This is a genomic window from Micromonospora mangrovicola (assembly GCF_047200535.1).
GTDB lineage: Bacteria > Actinomycetota > Actinomycetes > Mycobacteriales > Micromonosporaceae > Micromonospora.
Genome location: NZ_JBJZOG010000013.1, coordinates 24325 through 43750 on the forward strand (window position 1 = coordinate 24325; position 19426 = coordinate 43750).

Here is a 19426-nt window from a genome sequence, read left to right on the forward strand (position 1 = left end):
AAGGGCCATGTTTCCGGTGATTGACCGGTGACAACGATGCAAACCTCTGTCATTGTGAGTGACGCATGACATGACAGCGATAGCTGTAGCTGTCCCTGTCATGTAACAGATCCACAAAGGAGGAGGACCTTTGAGGAGACGAGTCACAGCGGGCCTGGCCACGGCCGCGGCCGCGCTGCTGGCAGCCGGTGTCGTCACGGCACCGGGCGCCGCTTCGGCGGCGGAGCCAACCCCCGGCGTCGACAAGGCGAAGCACGGCAAGGACAGCCTGCCCGATCCCAAGGCGGATCAGCAGCGGGAGCTCAAGAAGCAGGCAATCAACGACCTGCTGAAGGGCAAGGCCAAGCTTCAGACGCGCAACGGCTCGAAGGTCATCCAGGTAAAGGACGACCTGTTCGTCGAGTACCAGCAGGCGCCGAAGACCGACCCCATCTTCACGATGCTGGTCAACTTCGGCGACCAGACCGACCCGCGTACCGGCGGCACCGCCGGCCCGGTGGTCAACCAGATCCCCGAGCCGGACCGGAACTGGGACGGTAGCCCCACCGACAACAACAGCACCCTGTGGTCGCCCAACTTCGACCGGGCGCACTACATGGACATGTTCTACGGTGAGGGCGAGTCGTTCCGGGACTTCTACCTCAAGCAGTCCGGCGGCCGGTACACCGTCAACGGTGACGTCAGCGACTGGGTCACCGTGCCGTACAACGAGGCTCGGTACGGCAGCAACAACATCTCCCAGGCCAACGGCTACTGGAACTTCGTCAAGGACAGCGCCACGTCCTGGTATGACGCCCAGATCCAGGCCGGGAAGACGCCGCAGCAGATCAAGGACTACCTGGCCCAGTTCGATGTGTGGGACCGGTACGACTACGACGGCGACGGCAACTTCAACGAGCCCGACGGCTACATCGACCACTTCCAGGCGGTGCACGCCGGTGAGGGCGAGGAGGCCGGCGGCGGTGCCCAGGGCGACGACGCCATCTGGTCGCACCGTTGGGCGGCGTTCACCAACCTCGAGGGCAAGGCCGGCCCGGCCGGCAACCTCGCGGGCGGTGTGCAGATCGGCGACACCGGGATGTGGATCCGTGACTACACCACGGAGCCGGAGAACGGTGGCCTCGGTGTCTTCACCCACGAGTACGGCCACGACCTCGGTCTGCCGGACCTGTACGACACCGCGGGTGGCGACAACGGCACGGGCTTCTGGACGCTGATGTCGTCCGGTTCGTGGCTGAACCACGGCAAGGACAACATCGGCGAGACCCCGGGTTACATGGACCCGTGGTCGAAGCTCTACCTGGGCTGGCTGAACTACAGCACGGTCGAGTACGGCAAGGGCAGCACCCAGGTGACCCTCGGGCCGGCCGGTGACAGCGACGGGCCGAAGGCCCAGGCGGTCATCGTCAACCTGCCCTCGCAGACGCAGACCACGAACTACAACACGCCGTTCGGCGGGTCGTACGAGTGGTGGGGCGGCAGCGCGGACGACCTGAACACCACGCTGACCCGCACCCTGGACCTGACCGGCGCGACCACCGCGTCGATCAGCTCCAAGCTGCAGTACGACATCGAGACCGACTACGACTACCTCTACGCCGAGGTGTCGACGGACGGCGGCGCCACCTGGGCCGACCTGAAGAACAACCTGGTCGGCACGGGCAAGAGCGGCATCGACGGCTCCAGCAACGGCGCGTGGGTCGACTCGGCCTACGACCTGTCGGCGTTCGCCGGCCAGACGGTGCTGTTCCGTTACCGCTACGCCACCGACGGCGGGGTGCACTTCGCCGGTCCGTTCCTGGACAACATCCAGCTGACCAAGAACGGCACCGTCGCGTGGACCGACGACGCGGAGACCCTGGCCGCGGAGTGGACCGCGAAGGGCTGGACCCGGATGACCGGCTCGGTCACCGACACCTACCCCCGCTTCTACATCGCCGAGAACCGGACCTGGTTCGGTTACGACGACACGCTGCGGACCGGCCCGTACAACTTCGGTTGGGGCAACACCCGGCCGGACTTCGTCGAGCACTTCTCGAACCAGCCCGGCATGCTGGTCTGGTACGTGAACTACGCGTACGGCGACAACAACACCTCGCAGCACCCGGGCTACGGCCTCAACCTCCCGGTTGACGTCCGCCCGGACAAGATCAACGTCGGCGGCCAGGGCGTCATCGCCAACCGGCGCAACGGCTACGACGCGACGTTCAGCCTGTACACCAAGCCGGCGCAGACCTTCCACAAGAACGGCGTGGCGGTCACCGTGCCAGAGCTCGAGCCGAACCCGATCTTCAGCGACAAGGGGATCGGCAAGTACTGGACTGCGGGCAACTCCTGGAACTCGGTGAAGGTGGCCGGCACCGGCACCACCATCGAGATCCTCCAGCAGGGCACCACCCCGGACAGCGACATGATCGTCAAGGTCACCAACTGATCGGGTAGCACCAACCGGAAGGGGCCGGTGGCGGCGACGCCACCGGCCCCTTTCGCGTATCCCGGGGGCATTCGCCCTGCTCATCCCGACCGATTGACCGAGCCGGATGTGACGGTGAGGAACGTTCCCAACAAAAAGTAGCTACAAATCGACGCAGCCGTCTTCCCACACGTCACGGGACTGTCTATCTTCACCATTGGTCCCACTAGTGGGACGTCTCCACCGGCCCGTACCCCCGTTGGGCCGGTTCCCTCACACCGGAGGTATCCACGTGCGCAAAGTCGCAGTGGGTCTGCTCGGGCTTTCGTTGACGGCGACGGGACTGGTGGCGGGCACGGCCGCCAGTGCCGCGCCGACGCCGAAGCTGCCGCCGTCCGCACCGTCGGTAGCCGAGCCCGCGCAGACTGATCACGACCTGCCCAACCCGCTCGAGACCAAGCGGCGGGCGCTGCGTCAGGAGGGCCTGAGCGAGGTCCTGTCCGGCCGGGCCAAGCCGCAGCAGATCAACGGCAGCACGGTCGTCAAGGTCGGTGAGACCGCGGCCGAGGGCGCCGCGGCCGGCCGGTCCGCCAAGAGCACCAGGGCCGGCAAGGGCCCGGTCAAGGACCAGTACGTCGAGCTCTCCCGCGAACGGACCGACCGGATCTTCGTGATCCTCGCCGAGTTCGGCAACGAGCGGCACCCGTCCTACCCGGACCAGGACACGGACCCGGAGACCCCGGGCCCGGCCCGGTTCGACGGCCCGCTCAACAACGAGATCCCGCAGCCCAACCGGGCGGTGGACAACTCCACCGTCTGGCAGCCGAACTACGACGCCGACCACTACCGGAAGCTCTACTTCGGCACCGCCCCCGGGGACGAGTCGCTGAAGCAGTACTACGAGGCGCAGTCCTCCGGCCGGTACACCGTCGACGGCGAGGTCACCGACTGGGTCAAGGTCAGGTACAACGAGGCCCGGTACGGCCGCTCGGGCGACGACCCGACGGACGCCAACGGCGACGACCCGGCCGTGTGCGGCAGCAACGTCTGCACCAACACCTGGGCGCTGGTCCGCGACGCCGCCAACCAGTGGGTCGCCGACCAGAAGGCCGCCGGCAGAACCGACGCGCAGATCGCCGCCGACGTCAGGTCGATGGACCAGTGGGACCGGTACGACTACGACGGCGACGGCAACTTCAACGAGCCGGACGGCTACATCGACCACTTCCAGATCGTCCACGCCGGCGGCGACGAGGCCGACGGTGACCCGAACCAGGGTGAGGACGCCATCTGGAGCCACCGCTGGTACGCCTACGCGTCCGACCAGGGCAACACCGGCCCGGCGGACTTCCCGGCCGGCGGCACCCAGATCGGCAACACCGGCGTCTGGATCGGCGACTACACCATCCAGCCGGAGAACGGTGGCCGCAGCGTCTTCTACCACGAGTACGGCCACGACCTCGGTCTGCCGGACGACTACAACGTCACCAGTGGTGGGGACAACAACAACGAGCACTGGACCCTGATGGCCCAGAGCCGGCTCGGCGCCAAGAACGACGGCGGCATCGGCGAGCGCGGCGGCGACCTCGGCGCCTGGAACAAGCTCCAGCTCGGCTGGCTCGACTACGAGGTCGTCGTGGCCGGCCAGAAGCGCACCCTCAAGCTGGGCCCGCAGGAGTACAACTCCAGCAAGGCGCAGGGCGCGGTCGTCGTGCTGCCGAAGCGGACCTACACCTTCGACAACGGGGCGCCGTTCGAGGGTGGGAAGCAGTTCTTCTCGGGCAACGAGGACGACCTGAACACCACGATGACGCGGACCATCGACCTCACCGGGAAGAGCAGCGCCGCGTTCACCATGAAGGGTCGCTACAACATCGAAGAGGACTACGACTACCTCTTCTTCGAGGCCTCCGTCGACGGTGGCCAGACCTGGTCGGCGCTGCCGGGCACGGCCAACGGCAAGGCGCTCAAGGAGATCTCGCCCGGGCGCTTCGCCCTGGACGGTTCCAGCGACGACCAGTGGGTCGACGTCGACATCCCGCTGGACTCCCTCGCCGGCAAGACGGTGCAGTTCCGGCTGCACTACGTCACCGACGGTGGTGTCTCCGCCGGTGGCTTCTACGGTGACGCGATCGCCGTGACCGCCGACGGGTCGACCGTCTTCTCCGACGGCGCGGAGGCGGGCGCGGGTGACTGGACGCTCGGCGGCTTCGCCATCGTGGCCGCGACCTACACCCGTGACTTCGACAACTACTACATCGCCGGCAACCGGTCGTACGTCTCGTACGACCAGTACCTGAAGACCGGTCCGTACTACTTCGGCTACGCGAACACCCGGCCGGACTACGTGGACCACTACGCGTACCAGCAGGGTCTGCTGATCTCCTACTGGAACCTGCGGTGGGCGGACAACGACACCGGCAGGTTCGGGCACCCGGGTGAGGGTCGCAACATGATCATCGATGCGCACCCGCGGCCGATCTACAACCTGACCGGCGCCGCCTGGCGGGCCCGCGTCCAGGTCTACGACGCGCCGTTCAGCCTGAAGAAGGCCGACTCGTTCACGCTGCACATCAACAGCCAGCCGCAGTACATCCGTGGCCAGGCCGCGCAGCCGCTGTTCGACGACACCAAGCAGTACTGGTACCCGGAGCTGCCGAACCACGGCGTCAAGCTGCCGGCCGTCGGCGTCAAGATCCGCGTCCTGGAGCAGAACGGCACCTCCATGAAGGTCCGCATCTCCTGAGCCGCCGATCACTGCGACACCACGCGATGCCCGGGCAGGTCACCTGCCCGGGCATCGCCCTTTCCCGGACACCTCCCAGCGGGAACCGGGCCGGACCGGGGCCGTCCCGGAGAATCCCCTGATCCTCGCCACCTGCGGGGCCGGCGGCGGATTGCCGGCCCTAGGCTGTGCCCATGACCGACCAGCGCGGCGGACCCGTCGACGAGTCCTGCGTCCTCCCCGAGGGGCCGTGGACGCACCGGTTCGTCGGCGCCAACGGCAGCCGCTTCCACGTCGTCGAGGCCGGCACCGGCCCGATGGTGCTCTTCCTGCACGGCTTTCCGGAGTACTGGTACGCCTGGAAGGAGATGCTGCCGGCGGTCGCCGACGCGGGATTCCGGGCGGTCGCGGTCGACCTGCGCGGGTACGGCGCGAGCGACAAGCCACCCCGGGGGTACGACGGCTACACCCTCGCCGCGGACGTGGCCGGGCTGATCCGCGCCCTCGGCGAACGGTCGGCGACCCTGGTCGGCACCGGGTCCGGTGGCCTGATCGCGTGGACCGCCGCCTCGTTTCACCCCACCCTGGTCCGCCGGCTGGTGGTGCTCGGAGCCCCGCACCCGCTCCGGCTGCGGGCGGCCATCTTCGCCGACCCGCGCGGCCAGTTCGCCGCCGCCACCAGGACGCTGAAGTTCCAGCTTCCCCGCTACGAGCACGTGCTGACCCGGGACGACGCCGCCGAGGTGGCGGCGATCCTGCGCCGCTGGGGCGGGCCGCGCTGGGTGGCCAGCCCGGAGTTCGAGGCGTACGCCCGGTGCTGCCGGGTCGCCATGCAGATCCCGCAGGCCGCCTTCTGCGCCATGGAGGGCTACCGCTGGGCGTTCCGGTCGGTGCTGCGGCTGCACGGCTACCGCTTCGTCAAGCTGATGCAGAAGCCGCTGGTCACCCCGACCCTCCAGTTGCACGGCGCGCTGGACGAGGCCTCCCTGCCGCGGACCGCCCAGGGCTCCGGCCGCTACGTCAGCGCGCCATACGAGTGGCGGCTGCTGGACGGGGTCGGCCATTTCCCGCACGTGGAGGCCCGGGACGTGGTGCTCGGCGAGGTCCTGCGCTGGGCCAAGTCCTGACTCAGACCCGTTTCTCGCGCAGGTCGACGACCTCGTTGGCGGGCGCCCAGCCCTGGTAGACACCGAAGTCGAAGGCTTCCAGGCCCATCGCCCGGGCGACCGGCCAGCGACCGCCGGTGTACTCCACCCGCAACCAGCCCTCGTGCTCGGCCAGCACGATGAACGGCTGCCCCTGCCAGGTGCAGGTGGTCCGGACGTACGCCAGGTTCTCCACCTCGCCGGCCGGCACCACCCGCACGTACCGGCCGGTGCGGGCCTCCTCGAAGCCCTCGCCCGGTTCCGGCTGGTAGAGGCGGACGTCGTCGCCGTCTGGGCTGGCCTGATAGTCCCGGCCCTGCCAGCGGGCCACGTAGCCGTCCCGGCTCACGACGCGCCGACCTGTCGCCAGAGGAGCGCATCGGTGTCCAGGACGGCGATCACCCGCTCGGTGCCGTCCGCGCCGATCCGGCACAGCTGCGCGCCGTGCGGCAACCGGGCGCTGTCCACCTTGAACTCGGCGACCACGTCGCTGCTCTCCCCCGGCGCGAAGCCGTTGCCCCGGAACGGCGGACGCTCGATGACCCAGCCCTCCATGGCCCGCATCGCGGCCTCGTTCTGGCCGCCGTACGGGATCCGGTAGAGGCTCGGCCGGTACGCCGGCCAGCGCAACACGTAGATTTCCTCGGCGTCCCGCGAGAACGGCGAGTCGGGGTGGCCGAGGCCGAGCGCGTCGTACAGCTCGGCCGGGGTGTTGAGGTGGCCCACCTCGTTGGCGCGGTGCACGAAGCCCGACACCCGGTCGTAGCCGCGGTCCAGGTAGTAGGCGAGCTGACTCGGGGCGATCGCCTTCTGCATGGTCACCGGACGGGTCGCGGCGGCCGGCGGTGGGGCGGGCCGGGTCTCCGTCGCCGAGGTCGCCTCCGCGGCGGGCGGCTCGGGCTCGCCCTCCGGGTCGTCGCCGAGCCCCACCTCGGCGGCCCAGTTGGCCAGGGCGAGCACCTGCTCGCCGGGGTACGTCGCGCCGACCGGAGTGCCCGGGTTCACCGCGAACGACCAGTTCTCGTCCGGCCAGCGCCGGATGAGCTGGACGAACTTGACGCGTACGGTGTCGACCGGCCCGTCGGGGCGGGCGGCCAGCAGCTCCGGCGAGGTGTAGACCACCACGTACGTCCCGCCGTCGAGCTGCTCGGTGCGCCAGACGAAGCCGGGATCCCCTGGCCGGCTCCCGGCTGCGGAATCGGCTGCGGTCGGTAGCAGCACCCGGGCCAGCAGCAGGGTGGAGAGGAAACCGTCGGTGCTGCCGCTGCCCGCGGCGCCGAGCAGTTCCTCCTCCACCTCGTTCGCTGGCACGAAGTCGGTCGGTGCCGGAGCCGGCGTGGCCGGGCCGGCGTCCTCGGGTACGGCCGGGCCGGCTTCGGCACGTGCGGCCGGGCCGGCGGCCGGTGCGCCGGCGGCCGGTGCGCCAGCGGCCGGTGCGCCAGCGGCCGGTGCGCCAGCGGCCGGATCGGCCGGTGCGGTCGGATCGGCCGGTGCGGTCGGCTGGGTCGCCGCCGTGGGCGGCGCGGTCCAGGCGGGTGGCGCGGTCGTGGTGGCTTGCTCCGCCGGCGCGGCGGGCGCCTCGGTCCGCTCGCCGGCCGGGGCGACCGGCTCCCCTGGGGACCGGTCCGCCGGCGCGGCCCCACCGAACAGCGGCACGGTCGGTTCGACGGGTGGCGCGACCGGCTCGAAGAACGATCCGGTCCGCCCGCCGCGCGGGCCGTCGGCGGCAGCCGGTCCGGACGGCGCCGCCGGCTCGTCCGAGGTCTCCACGGCCACCGGAGCGATCCGCTCGGCCGGTCCGGCACCGGACGGCTCGACCCGGCTGCCGCCGGCCGCCGGGTCGACATCGAGCGGCACGGTGGGTTCGGCCGGGCCGGCCCAGGGCGCGGCCGGTCCCTCGTCCTCCGTCCGATATGCCGGCGGCGCCGTCGCGGTCGCCATCGCCGAGCTGGCCGCGGGAACGGTGGGCACCGCGTACGGCTCGGGCACCACCGGGCCCGGAGCTGATCCCGAGCGGGTCGGGGGTGCCTCCTGCGGCTCGCTGAGGTCCCGGGACTCGACGATGGTGCCCTCGATGACGATCGGCGAGAAGCCCCGGCGCGTCGCGGGCGGCCCGGACACGGGTTCGGCGATCGACGGGGGCAGCTCCTCCGCCTCGGCCGCGACGGCGGCCGCCGGGTCCCCGGTCGGGATCGGCTGGGTGCGCTCGTCCTCGTCCGCTTCGGCGGGGTGGGGGCGGCGGCGGGGCAGCGCCTGGGTCGCCTTTTCGGACCGGCGCGGGGGCGGCGCGGGGCGGAAGGGCCGGGGCGGCGCCTCCGGACGGCCCGCACCACCGACCGCCTGCGTGGTCTCGGCGGCGTCCATGGGAAACGCCCGGGTGGAATCCTCCGGAACCGGCTCGTTCAGCGGCCGGCGACGCGGGAACGGTTGACTGCCCTGGGCGAAGCGGGACGGCGGGGCGGCTCGTTCGCCGGTCCGCTGCGGCTGCTCCAGCGGCGACGGACGCCGGGCGGACCGGCCCGAGGCCGGTTCGAAGAACGACCGGGCCGGGGGCGGCGCGGGCGGGACGGGCCGGCTGCCGGGCGTACCGGGACGACCGGCACCGTTGAAGGGGTCCGGCCCGTCCGGGTGCCGCCGCAGGTCGCTGCCCCAGCCGGCGGGGCCGTCCGGGGTGGGCTCCGGCCCCGGGCCTGGCCGGTCGGCGGCGGCCCGTTCGGCGGGCGGGACGACGCCAGCACGATGGGCGGGGCCGCCCGCGGCGGTCCGGCCCGGCCACCGGTCCGGGGCCACACCCCCTCCGGTGCCCAGGGTGCCGAGCCGCCCGGGGCGGTCTGCGGTGAGGTGCCCGTTCGCCGGCTCCGGGCGGCGGGGGATCGGCGGCACCGGCGACTCGGCCGGGGTACGGGCCGGCGCGCCCGAGGCGGTCGGAAAGGGCCCGGTCGCCGGATCGACCGGCGGGTCCGGCACCCGCCCGGCGGGGGCGGCCGGCGCGGTGGCTCCGGCGGCGGCCCGGGCAGCGTTCTCCACCCGTTCCAGCCGGGCACGGGCCCCCATGGTCCGGCCCGGCAGCCGAACGTCGCCCCGGGAGAGCTGGGCCACGAACCAGGCGGGCAGGTAGCCCTCGATCGGCAGGCCCGGATTGACCGCGAGCCACCACTCGTGGTTGGGCCAGCCGGCGGCCAGGTCGGCGTACCGGACGCGGCGGGTGACGCCGGCGTTCTCTCCCAGGCAGGCCCGCATCGCGGTGACGGACGTGAATGCCAGGATGTGCGTCCGGCCGCCGGTCGTCCAGGTCCCCCAGCCCGCCGGCGCCTGACCGGCGCGCGTCTGGCCGGCGACCGGCAGCAGCAGATCGACCCTGGTCAGGATGCGGAAATAGAGCTGCTGATCCTGGGCACGCAGCGCATCCCGCATCGCCACCTCGGCCTCGGTGGCCGGCTCCCATCCGGTCACGGCCACCTCTCCTTCCGCGCACAGGCCACAGGCATCGCCTACAACCTACAAGGTGGTAGCAAGATCACAATGGCTGGCCATCGCCGGTCCACCGGCCTTCGAACAAGGCGCTAACATCCCGTTCCGGAGCCGACACGTTACGGAGGCGGTCGATGTCCCGGCCCACCGCGCGCCCGGTCCTGGCCGTGCTGGTCACCGCCCTCACCGCCGCGCTGCCGGCCGCACCGGCGGCGGCCCGCGCGCCGTCGGGGTGCGCTTCGCCACCCGCGCCGGCCCGCATCGTGACGGCGACCCCGTGGCCGCAGCAACGGTACGCGCCGGACCGGCTGACCCCGCTCGCCGACGGCGCCGGGGTGGTCGTAGCGGTGATCGACTCGGGCGTGGACCGCACCCACCCGCAGCTGGCCGGGCGGGTGCTCGGCGGCGCCGACTTCCTCGACCCGGGCGGTGACGGCACCCGGGACTGCGCCGGGCACGGCACCGGGGTGGCGAGCATCATCGCGGCGACCGCCCGCCCTGGCGTGGCGTTCCGCGGCCTGGCCCCGGGTGCCCGCATCCTGCCCGTACGGGTCAGTGAGCAGCAGGTCGTCCAGGGGCGGGAGTCGGGGCGCACGGTGGACGCGGCGGGCTTCGCCCGGGCCGTCCGCTGGGCGGTGGACCACGAGGCCGACGTGCTCAACCTCTCCGTGGTGCTGTACGCGGACAACCCGGCGGTCCGGGCCGCGATCGCCTACGCGGCACGCCGGAACGTGGTCGTGGTGGCTGCCGCCGGCAACCTGCACGACAGCGGCGACCCCCGGCCGTACCCGGCCGCGTACGACAGGGTGCTCGGGGTGGGCGCGATCGGGGCGGACGGCATCCGCTCGCCGTTCTCCCAGACCGGCCCGTACGTGGACCTGGTCGCCCCCGGCGGCGATGTGCTGATGGCCGCGCCCGGGCAGGGCCACCGCCGGGCGGAGGGGACGAGCTACGCGACGCCGTTCGTGGCCGCCACCGCGGCGCTGCTGCGCCAGTATCGCCCCGAACTGAGCGCCGCCGAGGTGGCCCGCCGGATCGTGGCCGGCACCGACCCGGCGTCGGGAGGCGGCGACGGGTACGGCGCCGGGGTGCTGAACCCGTACCGGGCGGTCACCGAGTCGCCCGGGCCGGTGGCGGCGCGGCCGGCGCGGAGAACCGCGCTGCCGGCGGCCCTGCCCGACCCGGTCGCGGCGGCGCAGGGGACCCGACGGGCGGCGGCCCGGGACCGGGCGCTGCTGGTGGCGGGCGCGGCCGGCACGGCGGCCACAGTGGTCGCGCTGCTCGCCCTGGTGCTGCCCCGGGGTGCCCGGCGCCGCTGGCGCCCGGCCGACCCCGCTTCCTGATCGACTCACCCGCTCGGGCAGGGCGGGAGCGCGGCGGTCCGGGTGGGTGGCCGGGCCGCCGCCACCGCGATGTTCAGTGGAACAGGTTCGCGTTCCGCTTCTCGGTGTCGAGATAGTCGGCGGCGGAGTCCTCCACCGCCAGCTTGATGTCACGCAGCATGGCATGGAGGTCCTGCGCGGCGGCCCGCCACCGGGCCTGCCGCTGCTCGTACGCCTCGCGAGCGTCGCCGGACCAGCTCGCCACCAGCGGGGCGGCGTCCCGCTCGAGCTGCCCGAGCTGGCTGTCGAGGGTGTTCAGCGCCTTCTGGATGTCCGCGCCGGCCTGCTGCAGCGCGGCGAAGTTCACGACCAGCACACCGTGGTCCATCGGGTCCGTCCTTCCTGGGTCAGAGCGGCAGCTGGATGCCGCGGTGGGTGCCACCCACCCGGGTGGCGGCGTCGGTGTCCGAGACGTCGTACTGCCGGCCGGCGGTGCGGATCGCGGTCGCGGTCTCCCGCAGGGCGCGCTGCAACGCCGCCTGGTCCTGCGCCCACTGCTGCTTGACCTGCTCGAACGACCGCCCGCCGGCGCCTCGCCAGGCCTGCTGCAACAACTCCAGCTCGGCCATCAGGCCGCTGAGCATGGTCTGTAACGACTGGTCCACCTGCTCGAACTTCGCGGCGGTCTGCTGCATCACCGCGGCTTCTGCCTGGGTCTGGGACACCCGGACGTCACCTCGTCTCCTCGGTCGTGGCTGGTCGGCGAAACGACCACCGTGGACTCGCCGGAGCGCGGAGCCGGATCGGGGGGAGGGGACGGGCGCGCCCGGCAGAACTCGTCGCTGACGGTAGCGGTCCGAATGCGGTTCTGCTAGCCCCCGGCCTCCTCTGTGGACAACGAAGTCTTACGATGAGCCACGACAAGGTCACCCGACGGCTGCGGAGGAGGCGCGGTGACGGCGACCACGACGGACCGGGCGGCACCGGCGACTCCCCACCCGCCACCACGGACGGTCCGCCGCCCGTCGGGCGTACGGGCCGGGCAGGTGGTGGCCGCACAGGTCGCGGTCGCCGCGCTGGTCGCGGCCGCCGGTCGGGGCGTGGCGGTGACCGCGGCCGCCCTGCTGCTGGCGATCCTGCTGCTGCCCGGAGCCTGGGTGCGCTGGCGCGGCCGGTGGCTCTACGAGTGGCTGCTGGTCGGCCTCGGGCAGCTGACCCGGCGGCGGGGCCTCCCGGCCACCTCGGATCCGGCCGCGCTGCTGGAGCTGGTGGCCGCGGGGACGTCGGCGCACCCCGCCGAGCTGGCCGGCAACCCGGCCGCCGTGCTGCACGACGCCGCCGGGATCACCGCGCTGCTCGAGGTCGGTGACCCCGGCGACCTGCTCGGCGACGGCCCGCGCAGCCTGCCCGCACCGCTCTCCCTGCTGCCACCGCCCGGCCCGGAGAGCCCGCCGGTGCGGATCCAGCTCCTGCTCTCGGCCTCGCCCGCCCCCGCGCCGGCGGCCGGAGCCGGCACCGCCGGCACGTCGTACCGCCAGCTCACCGACGGCAGGCTGGCCGGCCGGGCGCGGGCGGTGCTCACCGTGCGGGCGCTCCGGGTCGACGGCTGGTCGGACGAGGAGCTGCGCCGGGCGCTCTCCGGCGTGGTCCGGCGGATCGTCCGCCGGCTCGGTCCGCTGACCGGCCGCCCCCTCGGCGCGGCGGCGGCGCTGCGGGTGATCGCCGAGCTGGCCCACCACGACGTCGGGGCGCCGGTGCGCGAGTCCTGGCCGGCCGTCACGGCGGGCGGGCTGACCCAGGCCACCTACCGGCTGCGCCGGTGGCCGGATCCGCGGACCGACGCGGGTCGACGGCTGGTGCCCCGACTGCTGGCGCTGCCGGCCACCGCCACTACCGTGTCGCTCTGCGTCGGCCCGCGCGCCGGCGCCGACGGCGCGCTGGTCCCGGCGGACCTGACCGTACGCCTCGCGGCCTGGACCGGCGCGGAGCTGGTGGTCGCCGACCGGGCGCTGCGCCGGCTCGTCGGCGATCTGGGCGCGGAGGTCCGCCGTCTCGACGGTGAGCACCTGACCGGCCTGGCCGCCACCCTGCCGCTGGCGGTGACGCCGGGTGGCCCGGCGTTCGCCGGCCCCGAGCTGGCCGCGCTGGAGCTGGCCGTCGGCGAGTCCGGGCTGATGGTCGGGGCCAACCGGCACGGCGGCGCGGTGACGGTACGGCTCTTCGGTCCCGGCCCGACCCGGCTGCTGCTGGTCGGCGGGGTGCGCGCCGCCCAGCTCATGGCGCTGCGTGCGCTGGCGCTCGGGGCGCGGGTGATGGTGCAGACGGCCCGGCCCCGGGCGTGGGAGCCGTTCGTCCGCGGGGTGGGCGCGCCCGGCGGCGCGGTGCCGCTGATCCCTCCCGGGCGCCCCGTGGGCGGTGCGCCGGGTTCGCCGCTGCGACCGCTGCTGCTGGTGGTCGACGCCGGGCCAGGGCCGACGGAGGTCGGGCCGGCGGCGGCCTGGCAGGCCGTCCTGGTGGTCCGGGACGAGCTGACCCCGGCGGACAAGACGGCCCTGGCCCGCGCCGACCTGGCGATCCTGCAACCGTTGAGCCAGCAGGAGGCGGTGCTGGCCGGTGCGGCGCTGGGCCTCGGCGCCTCGGCGGAGTGGTTGACTCGGATCCGGGACGACATGGTCGCCGTGGTCAACCGGCGGGCGCTGCGCTGGGCGCTGCTCTCCCCGACACCGATCGAGTCGCAACTGGTCGGTCGCCCCGACCGCCGCTGAGCCGATCAACACGGGTTCCGCGAGTCGACCTGGCATGGCACGATCCCCGCCATGGGTTTTCTGAAGGGTCTTCTGATCCGGCTCGCCTCGACGGCGGTGGCCTTCTGGCTCGCCACACTGCTCATCCCGGGCATCTCGCTGGACTCGGGGTCGGTCACCGAGACGGTGACCACGCTGGTGCTGGTAGCGGTGATCTTCGGCGTGGTGAACGCCGTGCTCCAGCCCATCATCAAGACCGTCGGCTGCGGCTTCTACCTGTTCACCCTCGGCCTGATCGCGCTGGTGGTGAACGGCCTGCTCTTCCTGCTGACCAGCTGGATCGCCGGCCAGGCCGGGCTGGCGTTCCACGTGGACGGCTTCTGGCCCGCCGCGGTACTGGGCGCGCTCTTCGTCGGCATCGTGACCTGGATTCTCGGCGCCGTCCTCGACCGCGACTGATCCGTCCCGCCCGCCGATTCCCGCCCGCCGGCCAGGCCAGTGGGCGGGAATTGGCTGGTGAGAAGCCCGGGTACCGGCACTAGCGTCGGTCGGGTGTTCACCGTGACCCGCCCGGACGGCTACCAGCTCAGCACCGACCCGACCCGGCTCGACCTGGACCGGGTGCACCACTGGCTCTCCACCGACGCGTACTGGGCGCTCGGGCGGGACCGGGACACGGTCGAGCGCGCCTTCGCCGGCTCGATCGGCTTCGGGATCTACCGGCCCGGGGACGGGCGGCAGGTGGCCGTGGCCCGGGTGGTCACCGACCGGGCCACGTTCGCGTGGCTCTGCGACGTGTACGTGGACCCGGGCGCGCGGGGCCGCGGCCTGGGCACCTGGCTCGCCGGCGCGGTCCGTGACCACCTGGCCGAGCTGGGCGTACGCCGGATCCTGCTGGCCACCCTCGACGCGCACGGGGTGTACGCCAAGGTCGGCTTCACGCCCGTCGTGTCCGAGCACTGGATGCAGCTCGATCAGCGGGTGACCCAAGTCACCGGAAAGGAGCAACAGGCCGGCTCACCCCTTACGGTGGAGGCGTGAACCAGACCCGCCTCGGCTACCTGTACGGCTTCGGCGCGTACCTCCTCTGGGGTTTCTTCCCGATCTACCTGAAGCTGCTCCGCCCGGCCGGGCCGGTGGAGATCCTCGCCCACCGGATCGTCTGGTCGGTGGCCTTCGTCGCCCTGCTGCTCGCCGCGCTGCGCAACATCGGATTCCTGCGCGCGCTGGCCCGCCGACCCCGCGCGCTGGCCGGCATCGCCGCGGCGGCCACCCTCATCGCGGGCAACTGGGGCACCTACATCTACGGGGTGAACTCCGACCGGGTGGTGGAGACCGCCCTCGGCTACTTCATCAACCCGCTGGTGTCGGTGCTGCTCGGGGTGTTCGTGCTGCGCGAGCGGCTACGCCCGGCGCAGTGGGTGGCGCTCGGCGTCGGCGGCGTGGCGGTGGCGGTGTTGACCGTCGACTACGGCCGGCTGCCCTACCTGGCGCTCACCCTGGCCTTCAGCTTCGCCGGGTACGGGCTGGTCAAGAAGCGGCTCGGGCTGCCGGCCGCGGAGGGACTCTTCGTCGAGTCGGCGGTGCTGGCGCTGCCCGCGCTGGCCTACCTGGCCTGGCTGGCCACGCGTGGCGCGTCGACGTTCGGCCACGTGTCGGCCGGGCACACGGCGCTGCTGGTGCTGGCCGGCGCGGCCACCGCGATCCCGCTGCTGCTCTTCGCCGGGGCGGCGAACCGGCTGCCGCTGTCCACCATCGGCATGCTCCAGTACCTGGCTCCGATCCTCCAGCTCGGCTGCGGGGTGCTGATCTACCACGAGCCGATGCCGCCGGCCCGGCTGGCCGGTTTCGCCCTGGTCTGGCTCGCCCTGGCGATCTTCACCATCGACGCCCTTCGGCAGGCCCGCCGTGTCCGGGCCGCGGCCCGCGCGACCGCCGCCCCGGTTCCCGTCCCGGCCCGCTGACCCCTCAGCGGAGGTCGTAGGCGAGTACGGGGGTGTCGTCGGCCCGGAGCAGTTCCAGGCGGACCAGCTCGCCGCGGGTGAAGTGGGTCGCGCCGGTGAGGCGGACGTCGTCGCCGGGGGCGGCCAGCCACGAGCCGATCTGCTCCGTCGCGCCGTCCGGGCCGTGCGCCACCAGCCGGAAGGTGTACGCCTCGCGGTGCCCGGCCCGCTGGTCGTACCCGCAGTGCATGGTGACCTCGGTGCCCCAGCCGGTGTCGGTCAACGCGATCTCCGCGTGCACCGGCACGGCACCCGCCACCGGGCGCATGGCGGCCAGTGACACCTGCGGGGCCGGCGGGGCGGCCGGCGGCCGGAGCTGGGCCACCCCGAGGCCGGCCAGCACGGCGAGCACGGCGGCGGCGAGCGCGGTGGCCACGTACCGTCGGCGCGACCGGGTCCGCTCGCGGCGCCGCTGCTCGCGCGCGGCGTCGAGCAGCGCGGGCACCCGGGCGGTCTCGGGGCCGACCTCCAGGAACTGTTCCAGCCCCGCCGGGTCGAGCCGGCCCAGCAGGCCGGGCAGGACGGCGATCTCGGCCACCGCCTCCCGGCAGGCCGCGCAGCCGGCCAGGTGCCGCTCGTAGGCGGTCCGCTCGGCCGGGGCGAGGGCGCCCAGCACGTACGCGCCGTCGTCGTGCGCGAACTCGCAGCGGGTCATCCGGTCACCCCCATCTCGGCCAGGACCAACCGTAGTGAGCGCAGCGCGTAGTGGGTGCGGGACTTCACGGTGCCCGGCGGCACGCCCAGCCGGGCGGCCGCCTCCGCCACCGACCGGCCCTGGTAGAAGCACTCGACCAGCACCTCACGATGGGTGGGGCTGAGCCGGTTCAGCGCCTCGGCCACGGTCCACGCCTCCACCGCGCGCTCCGCTTCGTCGACCGTCTCGGGAGGTTCGGGCAGTTCGTCGGTGTAGACCTCGCCGACGCGGGCGGCCCGGCGCCGCCAGGCGTCGATGGCCAGGTTCCGGGCGGTCGTGAAGAGCCAGGCGCGGACCGAACCGCGCCGCGGGTCCAGCGACTCCGGGTGCCGCCAGGCCCGGAGCAGCGTCTCCTGCACCAGGTCCTCGGCACGCGACCGGTCGCCGTTGACCAGCCGGAGGGCGTGCGCGAAGAGCGCGTCGGCGTGCTCGTCGTGCAACGCGCGCAGCAGTTGGGCGTCGTGGTCGCTGATGGCGGGGTACCTCGCTTCCGGCGGCGAGACCAGCGATGCGTTCGCCCATTCATACGTGCCGTGACACCGAACGGTTCAGCCGCAGGTCACGCCGCAGCTGTTCATGTCCGGTTCACGCCCGTGCCGGGACTCGCTCACCGGGCCCTGGCAGCGTCCGACCCGTACGCGCGCACGGGAGTCCGGGCGCGCCACCGACGTCCAGTCAGGAGGCTCCACCCGATGAGTGAACGTCCCCGGCCGCTGCCGCTGATCGGCACCCCCCGGCACGGCGCCCGCGACGCGATGACCTGCCAGTACCGGTGCGGCAACGCCTGCGACCACCCGGTACCGAACACCTCGGCCAACCCGTACTTCGGGGACCTCGTCGAGGCCGAGGTGTCCCGCCGCGGCGTGGTCCGCGCGGGTGCCGTCGGCGCCCTCGTGCTCGGCTTCGGCGGCACCGTCGCCGGCGCGCTGGCCGGAGCCGGTCCGGCCGCCGCCGCGCCCGCCACCCCGGCCGCCCCCGTGGCGCCGGCGGCCGCCCCGGGCGGCGGGGTGGGCAGCGGTGCGCTGACCTTCAAGCCGATCCCGCCGAACAAGCTCGACACCCTGATCGTGCCGAACGGGTACGACCACGCCGTCGTCATCAAGTGGGGCGACCCGGTGGTGCCGGGCGCGCCCGCGTTCGACCTGCACGGTCAGACCGCCGCCGCGCAGGCGAAGCAGTTCGGCTTCAACAACGACTTCGTCGGTGTGCTGCCGATCGACCGGAAGCGGGCACTGCTCGTGGTCAACCACGAGTACACCAACGAGGACCTGATGTTCCCCGGCTTCACCGGCCAGGACGCGCTCTCGGTGGAGCAGCTGCGGGTGGCCATGGCCGCGCACGGCATGTCCGTGGTCGAACTGGAGCGGGTGGACGGCACCGGGCGGTGGCGGCCGGTCGGGCACGGCCGGCGACCGTACAACCGGCGGGTCACCGCGCTGGCCACGACGTTCGAGCTGACCGGCCCGGCCGCCGGCTCGGCCTGGCTGCGTACCGCCGCCGACCCGAAGGGTCGCACGGTCGTCGGCACGCTGAACAACTGCGCCGGCGGGGTCACCCCGTGGGGGACGGTGCTCTCCGGCGAGGAGAACTTCAACCAGTACTTCGTCGGCGGCGACGGCGCGCCCGAGGAGCTGAAGCCGAAGCTGGCCCGGTACGGCATCCCGACCGACGCGCGCTACCCGAGCGGCAGCCGCAAGTGGGACCGCGCCGACGAGCGTTTCGACCTGGCGAAGCATCCCAACGAGGCGCACCGGTTCGGCTGGGTCGTCGAGATCGACCCGTTCGACCCGGACGGCAAGCCGCGCAAGCACACCGCGCTGGGCCGGTTCAAGCACGAGGGCGCCAACGTCATCGTGGCGGAGAACGGGCACGTGGTGGCCTACATGGGCGACGACGAACGGTTCGACTATCTGTACAAGTTCGTCTCGGACAAGAAGTTCATGCCGGGCAACTCGTGGGTGGCCCGCAAGCACAACCTCACCCTGCTGGAGTCCGGCACGCTCTACGCGGCCGTCCTCACCGGCAACAGCGCCGGCGAGATCGACGGCACGGGTCAGCTCCCCTCCGACGGGGCGTTCGACGGCCGCGGTCGGTGGATCAGGCTGGTCAGCGGCAACCGGTCGTACGTCGACGGGATGACCGCCGCCGACGTGCTCACCTTCACCCGGCTCGCCGCCGACAAGGTCGGCGCGACCAAGATGGACCGGCCGGAGGACGTCGAGCCGAGCCAGCTCACCGGCAAGGTGTACGTGGCGTTGACCAACAACACCGACCGGGGCAAGGCCGGCAAGGCCCCCGCCGACGAGGCGAACCCGCGCAACCTGAACAAGCACGGGCAGATCCTGGAGCTGGTCGAGGACCGGGGTGACAACACGTCGGAGACGTTCGCCTGGTCGCTGCCGATCGTCTGCGGCGACCCGGCGGACCCGTCGACCCACTTCGCCGGGTACGACAAGGCCAAGGTCTCGCCGATCTCCTGCCCGGACAACGTCGCCTTCGACGCCACCGGCAACCTCTGGATCGCCACCGACGGCAACGCGCTGGGCAGCAACGACGGCCTCTTCGCCACCGCGATCGAGGGCCCCGAGCGGGGCCACCTGAAGCAGTTCCTCACCGTGCCGGTCGGCGCGGAGACCTGCGGCCCGTTCATCACCAGGGACAACCGGTCGGTCTTCGTGGCCGTGCAGCACCCGGGCGAGATCACCGGCGCCTCGGTGGAGAACCCGGCGTCCACCTGGCCGGACGGCGACTTCGCCAAGCCCGGCGTGGTGGTCACCTGGCGCCTCGACGGCGGCCCGGTCGGCAGCTGACGTTCCCCCTGGCGGTTCGGCGCTGGACCGCCCCGAAGGGCCCCTTCCCCCGCCGGGAAGGGGCCCTTTCGGCGTCCCCGAGGGCCGAGGCCCTCGCGC

General features: G+C 73.1%; 15 protein-coding genes. 9 read left to right on the forward strand and 6 right to left on the reverse strand.

What is annotated here, in order from left to right:
- Positions 1-130 precede the first annotated feature (130 nt).
- The 3 genes from ACL02O_RS08120 (at position 131) to ACL02O_RS08130 (ending at position 6265) form a co-directional block, all read left to right on the forward strand.
- Positions 131-2434: an immune inhibitor A domain-containing protein gene (locus tag ACL02O_RS08120; protein WP_412817355.1), complete on the forward strand. Its 2304-nt coding sequence runs from the start codon at positions 131-133 to the stop codon at positions 2432-2434.
- A gap of 286 nt (positions 2435-2720) precedes the next feature.
- Complete coding sequence (locus ACL02O_RS08125; RefSeq protein WP_412817423.1) at positions 2721-5159, forward strand: immune inhibitor A domain-containing protein; 2439 nt, start codon at positions 2721-2723, stop codon at positions 5157-5159.
- 173 nt (positions 5160-5332) lie between these two features.
- Positions 5333-6265 carry an alpha/beta fold hydrolase gene (locus tag ACL02O_RS08130; RefSeq protein ID WP_412817356.1) on the forward strand — a complete coding sequence of 311 codons (933 nt, stop codon included), beginning with the start codon at positions 5333-5335 and terminating at the stop codon, positions 6263-6265.
- A 1-nt stretch (position 6266) separates the two neighbouring features.
- Here ACL02O_RS08130 and ACL02O_RS08135 read toward each other — a convergent pair whose 3' ends face one another.
- The gene (locus ACL02O_RS08135) at positions 6267-6632 is read right to left on the reverse strand and encodes a hypothetical protein (protein ID WP_412817357.1); all 366 of its coding nucleotides are present in this window, start codon (positions 6630-6632) and stop codon (positions 6267-6269) included.
- A complete protein-coding gene (locus ACL02O_RS08140; RefSeq protein ID WP_412817358.1) occupies positions 6629-9736 on the reverse strand; it encodes an SseB family protein in 3108 nt (1035 codons plus the stop codon). Before ACL02O_RS08140 ends, ACL02O_RS08135 begins: the two co-directional genes overlap by 4 nt.
- Before the next feature lie 152 nt (positions 9737-9888).
- On the opposite strand from ACL02O_RS08140, the gene mycP reads away from it, so the two are divergent.
- Positions 9889-11097 carry a type VII secretion-associated serine protease mycosin gene (gene mycP, locus ACL02O_RS08145; protein ID WP_412817359.1) on the forward strand — a complete coding sequence of 403 codons (1209 nt, stop codon included), beginning with the start codon at positions 9889-9891 and terminating at the stop codon, positions 11095-11097.
- 73 nt (positions 11098-11170) lie between these two features.
- Here the strand turns inward: mycP and ACL02O_RS08150 are convergent, their stop codons facing one another.
- Both ACL02O_RS08150 and ACL02O_RS08155 read right to left on the reverse strand, forming a co-directional pair.
- A complete protein-coding gene (locus ACL02O_RS08150; RefSeq protein ID WP_412817360.1) occupies positions 11171-11464 on the reverse strand; it encodes a WXG100 family type VII secretion target in 294 nt (97 codons plus the stop codon).
- 19 nt (positions 11465-11483) lie between these two features.
- On the reverse strand, positions 11484-11801 hold the full coding sequence (locus tag ACL02O_RS08155) for a WXG100 family type VII secretion target (RefSeq protein WP_412817361.1): 318 nt from the start codon (positions 11799-11801) through the stop codon (positions 11484-11486).
- Positions 11802-12029: 228 nt separating this feature from the next.
- On the opposite strand from ACL02O_RS08155, the gene eccE reads away from it, so the two are divergent.
- The 4 genes from eccE (at position 12030) to rarD (ending at position 15784) form a co-directional block, all read left to right on the forward strand.
- Positions 12030-13841 carry a type VII secretion protein EccE gene (gene eccE, locus ACL02O_RS08160; protein WP_412817362.1) on the forward strand — a complete coding sequence of 604 codons (1812 nt, stop codon included), beginning with the start codon at positions 12030-12032 and terminating at the stop codon, positions 13839-13841.
- A gap of 51 nt (positions 13842-13892) precedes the next feature.
- The gene (locus tag ACL02O_RS08165; RefSeq protein ID WP_412817363.1) at positions 13893-14279 is read left to right on the forward strand and encodes a phage holin family protein; all 387 of its coding nucleotides are present in this window, start codon (positions 13893-13895) and stop codon (positions 14277-14279) included.
- Between the two features lie 93 nt (positions 14280-14372).
- A complete protein-coding gene (locus ACL02O_RS08170; RefSeq protein WP_412817364.1) occupies positions 14373-14861 on the forward strand; it encodes a GNAT family N-acetyltransferase in 489 nt (162 codons plus the stop codon).
- Positions 14858-15784: an EamA family transporter RarD gene (rarD, locus tag ACL02O_RS08175; RefSeq protein WP_412817365.1), complete on the forward strand. Its 927-nt coding sequence runs from the start codon at positions 14858-14860 to the stop codon at positions 15782-15784. Before ACL02O_RS08170 ends, rarD begins: the two co-directional genes overlap by 4 nt.
- 4 nt (positions 15785-15788) lie before the next feature.
- Here the strand turns inward: rarD and ACL02O_RS08180 are convergent, their stop codons facing one another.
- Positions 15789-16478, reverse strand: a complete 690-nt coding sequence (locus tag ACL02O_RS08180; RefSeq protein ID WP_412817366.1) for an anti-sigma factor family protein — start codon at positions 16476-16478, stop codon at positions 15789-15791.
- Positions 16475-16969 (reverse strand): sigma-70 family RNA polymerase sigma factor, encoded by a 495-nt coding sequence (locus ACL02O_RS08185; protein WP_412817424.1) that lies wholly within the window; start codon positions 16967-16969, stop codon positions 16475-16477. The genes ACL02O_RS08180 and ACL02O_RS08185 overlap by 4 nt, the downstream gene beginning before the upstream one ends.
- Positions 16970-17209: 240 nt before the next feature.
- On the opposite strand from ACL02O_RS08185, the gene ACL02O_RS08190 reads away from it, so the two are divergent.
- Positions 17210-19327 carry a PhoX family protein gene (locus ACL02O_RS08190; RefSeq protein ID WP_412817367.1) on the forward strand — a complete coding sequence of 706 codons (2118 nt, stop codon included), beginning with the start codon at positions 17210-17212 and terminating at the stop codon, positions 19325-19327.
- The last annotated feature ends 99 nt before the right edge of the window (positions 19328-19426 follow it).

Bases quoted from the DNA above. Each gene is read 5' to 3' on its own strand.
- ACL02O_RS08130 (WP_412817356.1), top strand. From the start codon at position 5,333: ATGACCGACCAGCGCGGCGGACCCGTCGACGAGTCCTGCGTCCTCCCC.
- mycP (WP_412817359.1), top strand. From the start codon at position 9,889: ATGTCCCGGCCCACCGCGCGCCCGGTCCTGGCCGTGCTGGTCACCGCC.
- ACL02O_RS08150 (WP_412817360.1), bottom strand. From the start codon at position 11,464: ATGGACCACGGTGTGCTGGTCGTGAACTTCGCCGCGCTGCAGCAGGCC.
- ACL02O_RS08165 (WP_412817363.1), top strand. From the start codon at position 13,893: ATGGGTTTTCTGAAGGGTCTTCTGATCCGGCTCGCCTCGACGGCGGTG.
- ACL02O_RS08180 (WP_412817366.1), bottom strand. From the start codon at position 16,478: ATGACCCGCTGCGAGTTCGCGCACGACGACGGCGCGTACGTGCTGGGC.
- ACL02O_RS08190 (WP_412817367.1), top strand. From the start codon at position 17,210: ATGAGTGAACGTCCCCGGCCGCTGCCGCTGATCGGCACCCCCCGGCAC.